The sequence below is a fragment of the Bacteroides bouchesdurhonensis genome, assembly GCF_900155865.1.
Classification (GTDB): Bacteria; Bacteroidota; Bacteroidia; order Bacteroidales; family Bacteroidaceae; genus Bacteroides; species Bacteroides bouchesdurhonensis.
On the sequence record NZ_LT707006.1, the window covers coordinates 886,498 to 899,487 of the forward strand.

Genomic DNA, 12,990 nt, shown 5'->3' on the forward strand with positions numbered 1-12,990 from the left:
TAATCAGTTCTCGGTTTCGATCGAGAACTGATTATGTACACACGGGAGTAGCTCAGTTGGTAGAGCACCGGTCTCCAAAACCGGGTGTCGGGAGTTCGAGCCTCTCCTCCCGTGCTAATATTATTGAAATGAAAAAGGTAATAACTTATATCAAAGAATCTTACGACGAACTTGTTCATAAAGTATCGTGGCCTACGTATTCCGAGCTTGCTAACAGTGCAGTAGTTGTTTTATATGCTTCCCTGCTTATTGCATTGGTAGTATGGGGTATGGATGTCTGTTTCCAGAACTTCATGGAAAAAATTGTTTATCCACATTAAAAAATGGAATTGAAAATGGCTGAGGTAGAAAAGAAATGGTACGTTCTGCGTGCTATTAGCGGAAAAGAAGCTAAGGTGAAAGAGTATCTCGAAGCTGATATTAAAAACAGCGACCTTGGTGAATATGTATCTCAGGTATTGATTCCTACTGAAAAGGTTTACCAGGTTCGCAATGGAAAAAAAATTGTGAAAGAGAGAAGTTATCTTCCTGGGTATGTCTTAGTGGAAGCTGCTTTAGTTGGTGAGGTCGCTCATCATCTGCGCAATACTCCAAATGTGATAGGCTTTTTAGGTGGTTCCGAAAAACCGGTGCCCCTTAGACAATCAGAAGTGAATCGTATACTTGGTACAGTAGACGAACTACAGGAAACGGGTGAAGAACTCAATATTCCTTATGTAGTGGGTGAGACTGTGAAGGTTACTTTTGGTCCTTTCAGCGGATTCAGTGGCATTATTGAAGAAGTGAATAGTGAAAAAAAGAAACTAAAGGTCATGGTAAAGATATTCGGGCGCAAAACGCCGCTTGAATTAGGCTTTATGCAAGTGGAAAAGGAATAACACGGAATTGTTACGCTGTTGTTGTTCTTCGTTTAATGTTTATATATAAATCAATAAAAAAATGGCTAAAGAAGTTGCTGGACTAATCAAATTACAGATTAAAGGAGGTGCTGCAAATCCATCACCTCCCGTTGGACCTGCTCTAGGTTCTAAGGGTATTAATATCATGGAATTTTGCAAGCAATTCAATGCCAGAACCCAAGACAAAGCAGGTAAAATTTTACCTGTTATCATTACTTACTACGCAGATAAGTCTTTCGATTTTGTAATCAAGACTCCTCCCGTTGCCATTCAATTGCTTGAGGTGGCTAAGGTAAAGAGTGGTTCTGCTGAGCCTAACCGTAAGAAAGTTGCCGAGCTTACTTGGGAACAGATTCGTACGATTGCTCAGGACAAAATGGTAGACTTGAACTGTTTTACTGTGGAAGCTGCCATGAGAATGGTTGCAGGTACAGCTAGAAGTATGGGTATCGCTGTAAAAGGGGAGTTCCCGGTTAATAATTAATAAACTTCAATTGTAATGGGTAAACTGACAAAAAATCAAAAGTTAGCTGCAGAAAAAATTGAAGCAGGGAAGGCATACTCACTGAAAGAAGCTGCATCTTTGGTAAAAGAAATCACTTTTTCCAAATTTGATGCTTCACTGGATATTGATGTACGTTTAGGTGTTGATCCACGTAAAGCTAACCAGATGGTGAGAGGTGTTGTTTCACTTCCTCATGGTACTGGTAAGGAAGTACGTGTTTTAGTGCTCTGTACACCGGATGCTGAAGCTGCTGCGAAAGAAGCTGGTGCTGACTATGTTGGTCTTGACGAATATATTGAAAAGATCAAAGGTGGATGGACTGATATTGATGTGATTATCACTATGCCATCTATCATGGGTAAAATTGGTGCACTCGGTCGTGTACTCGGTCCTCGTGGATTGATGCCGAACCCGAAGAGTGGTACTGTAACTATGGATGTTGCTAAGGCTGTAAAAGAAGTAAAACAAGGTAAAATTGACTTTAAAGTTGATAAGAGTGGTATCGTTCATACTTCAATTGGTAAAGTTTCATTCAGTGCTGATCAGATTCGTGATAATGCGAAAGAGTTTATCTCTACACTGATTAAGCTGAAACCTACTGCAGCAAAAGGTGCATATATTAAGAGTATTTATCTTTCTAGCACAATGAGTGCGGGTATTAAAATTGACCCGAAATCAGTGGAAGAAATCTAATAAAACAGAGAAAAAATGAGAAAGGAAGATAAAAGTACGATTATAGAGCAAATTGCTGCTACAGTAAAGGAGTATGGTCACTTCTATTTGGTAGACGTTACAGCTATGAATGCTGCTGCTACTAGCGCATTAAGAAGGGAGTGTTTCAAAGCTGACATTAAATTGATGTTAGTGAAGAATACACTGCTTCATAAAGCACTGGAAAGCCTGGAAGAAGATTTTTCTCCTCTTTATGATAGTTTGAAAGGTACAACAGCTGTGATGTTTTGCAATACTGCAAATATTCCTGCTAAACTGATTAAAGACAAAGCTAAAGACGGAATTCCTGGACTGAAAGCAGCATATGCAGAAGAAAGTTTCTATGTTGGTGCAGACCAATTGGATGCTCTCGTTGCTATTAAGAGTAAGAATGAAGTTATCGCTGATATCGTGGCATTGCTGCAATCTCCGGCCAAGAATGTTATTTCTGCTCTTCAATCAGGTGGTAACACCATTCACGGATTACTCAAAACCCTTGGTGAGAGACCCGAATAATTTTTCAAAAATCAACTAGTATTTAAACATTAAAATCATACAAAAAAATGGCAGATTTGAAAGCTTTTGCAGAACAATTAGTTAACTTGACAGTAAAAGAAGTTAATGAACTTGCAACTATCCTTAAAGAAGAGTACGGTATTGAACCTGCTGCTGCAGCTGTAGCTGTTGCTGCTGGTCCTGCAGCTGGTGCTGCTGCTGTAGAAGAAAAAACTTCTTTTGACGTAGTATTAAAAAGTGCTGGTGCAGCTAAACTTCAGGTTGTTAAGGCTGTGAAGGAAGCTTGTGGTCTTGGCTTGAAGGAAGCTAAAGATTTAGTAGACGGTGCTCCTAGCACAGTAAAAGAAGGTTTGGCTAAAGACGAGGCAGAATCATTGAAGAAAACATTGGAAGAAGCTGGAGCTGAAGTTGAACTTAAATAACATTAGCCTGGTAATCAGGTAATTCGGTTAGGAATCCTTCGCAAGAGGATTCTTAACCTTTTTGTGTATATATTTAAAATTAAGTTCTCCAAATTCATTGACAGATGTCTTCAAATACTGTAAATCAAAGAGTTAATTTTGCTTCGACTAAGAATCCGCTTGAATACCCGGATTTTCTGGAAGTACAATTGAAGTCATTCCAAGACTTTCTACAATTAGATACCCCACCTGAAAAGCGTAAGAATGAGGGTTTGTATAAAGTATTTGCTGAAAACTTCCCTATTGCCGATACAAGAAACAATTTTGTTCTTGAGTTTTTGGATTATTATATTGATCCGCCGCGTTATACCATCGACGATTGTATAGAGCGTGGGCTCACTTATAGTGTTCCTTTAAAAGCGAAACTTAAGCTTTACTGTACAGATCCCGATCATGAGGATTTTGATACAGTAATTCAGGACGTATTCCTCGGCCCGATCCCTTATATGACTGACAAAGCTACTTTTGTCATTAACGGTGCCGAACGTGTAGTTGTGTCGCAGCTTCACCGTTCTCCGGGTGTATTCTTCGGTCAGAGTGTACATGCCAATGGTACGAAACTTTATTCGGCCCGTATTATTCCGTTTAAAGGTTCGTGGATTGAGTTTGCTACTGACATCAATAATGTGATGTATGCATACATCGACCGTAAGAAGAAGTTGCCAGTTACAACTCTGTTGCGCGCTATTGGTTTCGAAAATGATAAAGATATTCTTGAGATTTTTAACCTTGCAGAAGATGTAAAGGTGAACAAGACAAATCTGAAGAAAGTGCTTGGTCGTAAGTTGGCTGCACGTGTCTTGAAAACATGGATTGAAGATTTCGTTGATGAAGATACCGGTGAAGTGGTTTCAATCGAACGTAACGAAGTTATTATTGATCGTGAAACCGTTCTGGACGAGGAGCATATTGATGAAATTTTAGAATCGGGTGTTCAGAATATTCTTTTACATAAGGATGAGCCGAACCAATCTGATTTCTCTATCATATATAATACTTTGCAGAAGGACCCGAGTAACTCGGAAAAAGAAGCTGTATTGTACATTTACCGTCAGTTGCGTAATGCTGACCCGGCTGATGATGCAAGTGCTCGTGAGGTTATTAATAACTTGTTCTTCTCTGAAAAACGATATGACCTTGGTGATGTGGGGCGTTATAGAATCAATAAGAAGTTGAATCTAACGACTGATATGGATGTGCGCGTCCTGACTAAGGAAGATATTATTGAAATTATCAAATATCTGATTGAGTTGATTAACTCAAAAGCAGATGTAGATGATATTGACCACTTGAGTAATCGTCGTGTACGTACCGTAGGTGAACAGCTATCTAATCAGTTTGCTGTAGGTCTGGCTCGTATGTCTCGAACGATTCGTGAGCGTATGAACGTTCGCGATAATGAAGTGTTTACTCCGATTGATTTGATTAATGCGAAGACTATTTCTTCTGTAATCAACTCTTTCTTCGGAACGAATGCATTGTCTCAGTTTATGGATCAGACAAACCCGTTGGCTGAAATTACGCACAAGCGCCGTATGTCTGCACTAGGTCCTGGTGGTTTGTCTCGTGAACGTGCCGGCTTTGAGGTTCGTGACGTTCACTATACACACTATGGTCGTCTTTGTCCGATTGAGACTCCTGAAGGTCCGAATATTGGTTTGATTTCTTCATTATGTGTATTTGCTAAGATTAATGATCTGGGATTCATTGAAACCCCATACCGTAAGGTAGATAATGGAAAGGTGGATCTTTCAGATAATGGGTTGATTTATCTGACAGCTGAAGAAGAAGAGGATAAAGTTATTGCGCAGGGTAATGCTCCGTTGAATGATGATGGAACGTTTATACGTAATAAAGTTAAATCTCGTAAGGATGCAGATTTTCCGGTTGTGGAACCGTCGGAGGTTGATCTGATGGATGTTTCTCCTCAGCAAATTGCATCAATTGCGGCTTCTTTAATTCCATTCCTTGAACATGATGATGCTAACCGTGCATTGATGGGATCAAACATGATGCGTCAGGCTGTTCCTTTGTTGAGAAGTGAAGCTCCGATTGTGGGTACAGGTATTGAACGTCAGTTAGTAAGAGATTCTCGTACACAGATAACTGCTGAAGGAGATGGTATTATTGATTTCGTTGATGCTACTACTATTCGTATTTTGTATGATCGTACAGAAGATGAAGAGTTTGTAAGTTTTGAGCCTGCGTTGAAAGAATACAGAATTCCGAAGTTCCGTAAGACTAACCAGAACATGACGATTGATTTGCGTCCGATTTGTACCAAAGGTCAGCGTGTGAAGAAAGGTGATATCTTAACGGAAGGTTATTCCACTGAAAATGGTGAGTTAGCTTTGGGTAAGAACCTATTGGTAGCTTATATGCCTTGGAAGGGATATAACTATGAGGATGCTATTGTGTTGAACGAGCGCGTGGTACGTGAAGATTTATTAACTTCTGTTCATGTTGAAGAATATTCATTGGAAGTTCGTGAAACAAAACGTGGTATGGAGGAACTGACTTCTGATATTCCTAATGTTAGCGAAGAAGCAACTAAAGATCTTGATGAAAATGGTATCGTTAGAATTGGTGCTCGTATCGAACCAGGTGATATCATGATCGGTAAGATTACTCCGAAAGGTGAATCTGATCCATCACCGGAAGAAAAATTGCTTCGTGCAATCTTTGGTGATAAAGCTGGTGATGTGAAAGATGCTTCTTTGAAGGCTTCTCCTTCTTTGAAAGGTGTAGTAATTGATAAGAAGTTATTCTCACGCGTAATCAAGAATCGTAGTTCGAAATTGGCTGATAAAGCATTATTGCCTAAGATTGATGATGAGTTCGAATCTAAAGTTGCTGACTTGAAACGTATTTTGGTTAAGAAGTTGATGACTCTGACTGAAGGTAAGGTTTCTCAGGGAGTGAAAGATTATTTGGGAGCAGAAGTTATAGCTAAAGGTGCTAAGTTTAGTGCTTCTGATTTTGATTCTCTTGATTTCACTTCTATCCAGTTGAGTAATTGGACCAATGATGATCATGCTAATAACATGATTCGCGATTTGGTGATGAACTTCATCAAGAAATATAAAGAATTGGATGCCGAATTGAAGCGTAAGAAGTTTGCTCTTACTATTGGTGACGAGCTTCCTGCAGGTATCATTCAGATGGCTAAAGTATATATTGCTAAGAAACGTAAGATCGGTGTAGGTGATAAGATGGCTGGTCGCCACGGTAATAAAGGTATTGTATCTCGTGTTGTACGCCAGGAGGATATGCCATTCTTGGCAGATGGTACTCCGGTTGATATTGTATTGAATCCGTTAGGTGTGCCTTCACGTATGAACATTGGACAGATTTTCGAGGCTGTATTGGGACGTGCAGGAAAAACATTAGGTGTTAAGTTTGCAACTCCTATTTTTGACGGTGCTACTATGGATGACTTGAATGAGTGGACAGATAAAGCGGGATTGCCTCGCTATTGTAAGACTTATCTTTGTGATGGTGGTACTGGTGAACAGTTCGACCAACCGGCAACTGTCGGTGTGACTTATATGCTGAAATTAGGTCACATGGTTGAAGATAAGATGCACGCTCGTTCTATTGGTCCGTATTCATTGATTACTCAGCAACCTCTTGGTGGTAAGGCTCAATTTGGTGGTCAGCGTTTCGGAGAAATGGAGGTTTGGGCACTCGAAGGTTTCGGCGCAGCTCATATCTTGCAGGAAATCTTAACAATTAAGTCTGATGATGTCGTAGGACGTTCAAAGGCGTATGAAGCAATTGTGAAGGGAGAACCGATGCCACAGCCGGGTATTCCGGAATCTCTGAACGTATTGTTGCATGAGTTGAGAGGTTTAGGTTTGAGTATCAACCTAGAATAAATAATAGAAGATTGCAGATGCCAATATGCCGCTGATGGCGTGTTGGCATTTGCTCGCTCTTCATTTTCCAAAGATTCAATTATCAAAATCTCAATTATATAGAGTATGGCTTTTAGAAAAGAAAATAAGACAAAAAGTAATTTCTCGAAGATCTCAATAGGTCTGGCTTCTCCGGAAGAAATCCTAGAGAATTCGAGTGGTGAAGTTTTGAAGCCTGAAACCATTAATTACCGTACGTATAAACCTGAACGTGACGGGTTGTTTTGCGAGCGTATCTTCGGTCCTATCAAGGATTATGAATGTCATTGCGGTAAGTACAAACGTATCCGTTATAAAGGTATCGTCTGCGACCGTTGTGGTGTGGAAGTTACAGAGAAGAAAGTACGTCGTGAACGTATGGGACATATACAGTTGGTGGTGCCTGTTGCACACATTTGGTACTTCCGTTCACTTCCGAATAAAATCGGTTATTTGCTTGGATTGCCGACAAAGAAGTTGGATTCTATTATATATTACGAACGTTATGTTGTCATTCAGCCGGGTGTAAAAGCCGAAGATGGTATAGCTGAATATGATTTGCTTTCTGAAGAAGAATATCTGGATATTCTGGATACTCTTCCAAAAGATAATCAATATCTTGAGGATAACGATCCGAATAAGTTTATTGCTAAGATGGGAGCTGAAGCTATCTATGATTTGCTGGCTCATTTGGATTTGGATGCTTTGTCTTACGAACTTCGTCATCGTGCAAGTAATGATGCTTCACAGCAACGAAAGAATGAAGCTTTGAAACGTCTTCAAGTAGTAGAATCTTTCCGTTCTTCACGTGGGCGTAATAAACCAGAATGGATGATTGTACGTATTGTACCGGTTATCCCTCCTGAACTTCGTCCGTTAGTACCGTTAGATGGTGGTCGTTTTGCTACCTCTGACTTGAATGACCTTTATCGTCGTGTAATTATTCGTAATAATCGTTTGAAACGTTTAATTGAAATTAAGGCTCCAGAAGTCATTTTGCGTAATGAAAAACGTATGCTTCAGGAATCTGTAGATTCATTATTCGATAATTCACGTAAATCAAGTGCAGTTAAGACAGATGCTAATCGTCCTTTGAAGTCTTTGTCCGATAGTTTGAAAGGTAAGCAAGGACGCTTCCGTCAGAACTTGTTGGGTAAACGTGTCGATTATTCTGCACGTTCGGTTATCGTTGTTGGTCCGGAATTAAAAATGGGTGAATGCGGTATTCCGAAATTGATGGCAGCTGAGTTGTACAAGCCGTTTATTATTCGTAAATTGATCGAACGCGGTATTGTGAAGACTGTTAAGTCTGCAAAGAAAATTGTAGATCGTAAAGAGCCAGTGATCTGGGATATTCTTGAACACGTAATGAAAGGTCATCCGGTGTTATTGAACCGTGCTCCGACTTTGCACCGTTTGGGTATTCAGGCATTCCAACCAAGAATGATTGAGGGTAAGGCTATTCAATTACACCCGTTGGCATGTACGGCATTTAATGCTGACTTCGACGGTGACCAGATGGCTGTTCATTTGCCTTTGAGTAATGAAGCTGTTCTTGAAGCTCAGATGTTGATGCTTCAATCGCATAATATTTTGAACCCGGCAAATGGTGCACCTATTACTGTGCCTGCGCAGGATATGGTTCTTGGTTTGTATTATATTACCAAATTGCGTGCTGGTGCGAAAGGCGAAGGTTTGACATTCTATGGACCGGAGGAAGCGTTGATCGCATATAATGAAGGCAGAGTGGATATTCATGCTCCTGTGAAAGTTATTGTGAAAGACCTTGATGAAAATGGTAACATTATAGATGTAATGCGCGAGACTTCTGTAGGACGTGTCATTGTGAATGAGATTGTTCCGCCTGAAGCTGGATATATCAACGAGATCATTTCTAAGAAATCATTGCGCGATATTATTAGTAATGTAATTAAGGTTTGTGGTGTTGCAAAAGCTGCTGATTTCTTGGATGGAATTAAAAATTTAGGTTATCAGATGGCCTTCAAAGGTGGTTTGTCATTCAACTTGGGTGATATCATTATTCCAAAAGAGAAAGAAGCATTGGTACAGAAGGGTTATGATGAAGTTGAGCAGGTTGTAAACAACTACAACATGGGTTTCATTACTAATAATGAACGTTATAATCAAGTGATTGATATCTGGACGCATGTTAATTCAGAGTTATCTAATATCTTAATGAAGACTATTTCTTCAGATGATCAAGGATTCAACTCCGTATATATGATGCTTGATTCTGGTGCTCGTGGTTCTAAAGAACAGATTCGTCAGTTGTCAGGTATGCGTGGCTTGATGGCTAAACCGCAAAAAGCTGGTGCTGAAGGTGGTCAGATCATTGAAAACCCTATCTTGTCAAACTTTAAAGAAGGATTGTCCGTGTTGGAATACTTTATTTCTACTCACGGAGCTCGTAAAGGTTTGGCTGATACAGCGTTGAAGACTGCTGATGCTGGATATTTGACTCGTCGTCTGGTAGATGTATCTCACGATGTGATTATTACAGAAGAAGACTGTGGTACTCTTCGTGGATTGGTTTGCACAGATTTAAAGAATAACGATGAAGTTATTGCTACTTTGTTCGAACGTATTTTGGGACGTGTTTCCGTGCATGATATAATTCATCCTACTACAGGTGAACTTCTTGTTGCTGGTGGTGAAGAAATTACAGAAGAAATAGCAAAGAAGATTCAGGATTCTCCAATTGAAAGTGTTGAAATCCGTTCGGTATTAACTTGTGAAGCTAAGAAGGGTGTTTGTGCTAAATGTTACGGACGTAATTTAGCTACGAGCCAAATGGTTCAGAAGGGTGAAGCTGTTGGTGTGATCGCTGCTCAATCTATTGGCGAGCCGGGTACACAGTTGACATTGCGTACATTCCATGCTGGTGGTACGGCTGCGAATATTGCAGCAAATGCTAGTATTGTTGCTAAGAACAATGCTCGTTTGGAGTTTGAAGAACTTCGTACAGTAGATATTGTAGATGAAATGGGCGAATCTGCAAAAGTAGTAGTCGGTCGTTTGGCTGAAGTACGCTTCGTAGATGTAAATACAGGTATTGTCCTTTCTACGCACAATGTGCCTTATGGTTCAACATTATATGTATCTGATGGTGATTTGGTAGAAAAGGGTAAATTGATTGCTAAGTGGGACCCGTTCAATGCTGTTATTATCACTGAAGCTACTGGTAAGATAGAGTTCGAAGGTGTTATTGAGAACGTAACTTATAAGATCGAATCTGATGAAGCAACTGGTCTTCGTGAGATTATTATTATTGAATCTAAAGATAAGACAAAGGTTCCTTCAGCTCATATCCTGACTGAAGATGGTGATTTGATCCGTACCTATAACTTACCGGTTGGTGGGCACGTTATTGTTGAGAACGGACAAAAAGTAAAAGCTGGTGAAGTTATCGTGAAGATTCCGCGTGCTGTTGGTAAAGCGGGTGATATCACAGGTGGTCTTCCGCGTGTTACTGAGTTGTTTGAGGCTCGTAATCCTTCGAATCCCGCTGTTGTTTCTGAAATTGACGGTGAGGTTACTATGGGCAAGATCAAACGTGGTAATCGTGAAATCATTGTAACTTCCAAAACCGGTGAGGTGAAAAAGTATCTGGTTGCGTTGTCTAAACAGATACTGGTGCAGGAGAATGACTATGTGCGTGCTGGTACTCCATTATCTGATGGTGCTATTACTCCGGCAGACATCTTGGCAATTAAAGGTCCTACGGCTGTACAGGAATATATTGTGAATGAAGTTCAAGATGTATATCGTTTGCAGGGGGTGAAGATCAATGATAAGCACTTCGAAATCATAGTTCGCCAGATGATGCGCAAAGTACAGATTGATGAACCGGGTGATACTCGTTTCTTGGAACAACAAGTGGTAGATAAGCTGGAATTCATGGAGGAAAATGATCGTATTTGGGGTAAGAAAGTGGTAGTAGATGCGGGAGATTCTCAGAATTTGCAACCTGGTCAGATTGTGACCGCTCGTAAATTGCGTGATGAGAATAGTATGTTGAAACGTCGTGACTTACGTCCGGTTGATGTTCGTGACGCCGTTGCTGCTACATCTACCCAGATTCTTCAAGGAATTACTCGTGCTGCATTACAGACTTCAAGTTTCATGTCTGCTGCATCTTTCCAGGAAACTACGAAGGTGTTGAATGAGGCTGCTATCAACGGTAAGATTGATAAACTCGAAGGCATGAAAGAAAATGTAATTTGTGGTCACTTAATTCCTGCAGGTACAGGGCAGCGTGAGTTTGAAAAAATCATTGTTGGATCAAAAGAGGAGTATGACCGTATTTTGGCAAACAAAAAAACGGTGCTTGACTACAATGAAGTAGAATAATACAAATCAATTGATTATATGTAAAAAGGAGTGATTGTCATAATTGGCAGTTACTCCTTTTTTATTTCTTTTTATTCTAATGTGCTATTGTCTCAGGAAATTTGTGTTATTTTGCAGAGAAACTTTTAATCACATTTAATATGGAAGAACAAACTAACGATGGTCAGTTACAGATTGAGCTAAAAGAGGAAATAGCTCAGGGAACCTACGCTAATCTAGCTATTATTACTCACTCAAGTTCCGAATTTATTCTTGATTTCGTACGTGTAATGCCTGGAATACCGAAAGCTGGTGTTCAGTCTCGTATAATATTAGCACCTGAACATGCGAAACGATTGTTGCGTGCTTTAGAAGATAATATAGCAAAATATGAACATGTGTTTGGTTCGATAAGAACTTCTGATGGAGCACCCTTACCTCCTTTGAATGGTATAAAAGGCGAAGCATGAGGAATATACGAAGTATTAAAAAATAAAAAAAAGATGTAGCGCATTGAAAATTCAAATATTATTCGTATTTTTGCAGCCCAAAATGTATAGTTACGAAATTAATATAACAATAATATAAATCAAAAAACAATTAAAATGCCTACAATTCAGCAATTAGTAAGAAAAGGACGCGAAGTGCTGGTGGAGAAAAGTAAATCTCCAGCCTTAGATTCATGTCCTCAAAGACGTGGCGTTTGCGTGAGAGTATATACTACTACTCCGAAAAAACCGAACTCTGCAATGCGTAAAGTAGCTCGTGTGCGTTTAACTAACCAAAAAGAAGTAAACTCATACATTCCGGGTGAAGGACATAACTTGCAAGAACACTCTATTGTATTAGTACGCGGTGGTCGTGTGAAAGACCTTCCAGGTGTACGTTATCACATTGTACGTGGTACGCTAGATACAGCAGGCGTTGCAGGTCGTACTCAAAGACGTTCTAAGTATGGAGCTAAGCGTCCTAAGCCAGGGCAACAAGCTGCAACAGCTAAGAAGAAAAAATAAGGATTAAAACCTAATTAAAATTTAAAGTAATAATTTACGTTTTAGTTTGTTGGAGATGCTAAAGGTTGAGTAAATTCTCCGGTGGGAGAATTGAAGAAGTCAAGAAGTAGACAACCAAGAACAAAAACATTATTTTTCAAACAAATGAGAAAAGCAAAACCAAAAAAACGCGTTATCCTTCCGGATCCTGTGTTTAATGACCAAAAGGTTTCTAAGTTTGTAAACCATTTGATGTATGATGGTAAGAAGAATACATCTTATGAAATCTTTTATGCCGCTCTGGAAACAGTGAAAACAAAACTCCCTAATGAGGAAAAATCTGCTCTCGAAATCTGGAAAAAGGCTTTGGATAATGTGACTCCACAAGTGGAAGTAAAATCTCGCCGTGTAGGTGGTGCTACTTTCCAAGTTCCTACTGAAATTCGCCCAGATCGTAAAGAATCGATATCTATGAAGAATTTGATTCTGTATGCTCGTAAAAGAGGTGGTAAATCTATGGCTGATAAATTAGCTGCTGAAATCATGGATGCATTTAATGAACAAGGCGGTGCTTTCAAACGTAAAGAAGATATGCACAGAATGGCTGAAGCTAATCGTGCATTCGCTCATTTCAGATTCTAATACTGTAAGAAGCATAAA

General features: G+C 39.7%; 11 protein-coding genes and 1 tRNA gene. All 12 read left to right on the top strand.

Annotated features, from left to right (window positions below; all coding sequences use genetic code 11):
* Positions 1–41 precede the first annotated feature (41 nt).
* The 12 genes from CZ225_RS03410 (at position 42) to rpsG (ending at position 12,972) form a co-directional block, all read left to right on the top strand.
* Positions 42–114: transfer RNA gene (locus tag CZ225_RS03410), tRNA-Trp, on the top strand.
* A 14-nt stretch (positions 115–128) separates the two neighbouring features.
* Positions 129–320, top strand: coding sequence for a preprotein translocase subunit SecE (secE, locus tag CZ225_RS03415; protein WP_025075469.1), 192 nt, complete (start codon positions 129–131; stop codon positions 318–320).
* A 15-nt stretch (positions 321–335) separates the two neighbouring features.
* On the top strand, positions 336–878 hold the full coding sequence (gene nusG / locus CZ225_RS03420) for a transcription termination/antitermination protein NusG (RefSeq protein WP_073350106.1): 543 nt from the start codon (positions 336–338) through the stop codon (positions 876–878).
* Positions 879–939: 61 nt separating this feature from the next.
* Positions 940–1,383: a 50S ribosomal protein L11 gene (rplK, locus tag CZ225_RS03425; RefSeq protein WP_004307548.1), complete on the top strand. Its 444-nt coding sequence runs from the start codon at positions 940–942 to the stop codon at positions 1,381–1,383.
* Positions 1,384–1,398: 15 nt separating this feature from the next.
* Positions 1,399–2,097, top strand: coding sequence for a 50S ribosomal protein L1 (rplA, locus tag CZ225_RS03430; RefSeq protein ID WP_025075467.1), 699 nt, complete (start codon positions 1,399–1,401; stop codon positions 2,095–2,097).
* 15 nt (positions 2,098–2,112) lie between these two features.
* Positions 2,113–2,631: a 50S ribosomal protein L10 gene (gene rplJ / locus CZ225_RS03435; protein WP_077152983.1), complete on the top strand. Its 519-nt coding sequence runs from the start codon at positions 2,113–2,115 to the stop codon at positions 2,629–2,631.
* 47 nt (positions 2,632–2,678) lie between these two features.
* Positions 2,679–3,053: a 50S ribosomal protein L7/L12 gene (gene rplL, locus CZ225_RS03440; protein ID WP_072529622.1), complete on the top strand. Its 375-nt coding sequence runs from the start codon at positions 2,679–2,681 to the stop codon at positions 3,051–3,053.
* Positions 3,054–3,157: 104 nt separating this feature from the next.
* Entirely contained in the window at positions 3,158–6,970 is a 3,813-nt protein-coding gene (rpoB, locus tag CZ225_RS03445) for a DNA-directed RNA polymerase subunit beta (protein WP_077152984.1), read from the top strand.
* 105 nt (positions 6,971–7,075) lie between these two features.
* Positions 7,076–11,359, top strand: a complete 4,284-nt coding sequence (gene rpoC / locus CZ225_RS03450) for a DNA-directed RNA polymerase subunit beta' (protein WP_077152985.1) — start codon at positions 7,076–7,078, stop codon at positions 11,357–11,359.
* A 140-nt stretch (positions 11,360–11,499) separates the two neighbouring features.
* The gene (locus CZ225_RS03455; RefSeq protein ID WP_077152986.1) at positions 11,500–11,808 is read left to right on the top strand and encodes a DUF3467 domain-containing protein; all 309 of its coding nucleotides are present in this window, start codon (positions 11,500–11,502) and stop codon (positions 11,806–11,808) included.
* A gap of 135 nt (positions 11,809–11,943) precedes the next feature.
* Entirely contained in the window at positions 11,944–12,351 is a 408-nt protein-coding gene (rpsL, locus tag CZ225_RS03460) for a 30S ribosomal protein S12 (protein ID WP_077152987.1), read from the top strand.
* Between the two features lie 144 nt (positions 12,352–12,495).
* Positions 12,496–12,972, top strand: coding sequence for a 30S ribosomal protein S7 (rpsG, locus tag CZ225_RS03465; RefSeq protein WP_025075462.1), 477 nt, complete (start codon positions 12,496–12,498; stop codon positions 12,970–12,972).
* Positions 12,973–12,990 lie beyond the last annotated feature (18 nt).

Excerpts from the sequence above, each read along its gene's own strand:
- secE (WP_025075469.1), top strand. The coding sequence starts at position 129 with ATGAAAAAGGTAATAACTTATATCAAAGAATCTTACGACGAACTTGTT.
- nusG (WP_073350106.1), top strand. The coding sequence starts at position 336 with ATGGCTGAGGTAGAAAAGAAATGGTACGTTCTGCGTGCTATTAGCGGA.
- rplK (WP_004307548.1), top strand. The coding sequence starts at position 940 with ATGGCTAAAGAAGTTGCTGGACTAATCAAATTACAGATTAAAGGAGGT.
- rplA (WP_025075467.1), top strand. The coding sequence starts at position 1,399 with ATGGGTAAACTGACAAAAAATCAAAAGTTAGCTGCAGAAAAAATTGAA.
- rplJ (WP_077152983.1), top strand. The coding sequence starts at position 2,113 with ATGAGAAAGGAAGATAAAAGTACGATTATAGAGCAAATTGCTGCTACA.
- rplL (WP_072529622.1), top strand. The coding sequence starts at position 2,679 with ATGGCAGATTTGAAAGCTTTTGCAGAACAATTAGTTAACTTGACAGTA.
- rpoB (WP_077152984.1), top strand. The coding sequence starts at position 3,158 with ATGTCTTCAAATACTGTAAATCAAAGAGTTAATTTTGCTTCGACTAAG.
- rpoC (WP_077152985.1), top strand. The coding sequence starts at position 7,076 with ATGGCTTTTAGAAAAGAAAATAAGACAAAAAGTAATTTCTCGAAGATC.
- CZ225_RS03455 (WP_077152986.1), top strand. The coding sequence starts at position 11,500 with ATGGAAGAACAAACTAACGATGGTCAGTTACAGATTGAGCTAAAAGAG.
- rpsL (WP_077152987.1), top strand. The coding sequence starts at position 11,944 with ATGCCTACAATTCAGCAATTAGTAAGAAAAGGACGCGAAGTGCTGGTG.
- rpsG (WP_025075462.1), top strand. The coding sequence starts at position 12,496 with ATGAGAAAAGCAAAACCAAAAAAACGCGTTATCCTTCCGGATCCTGTG.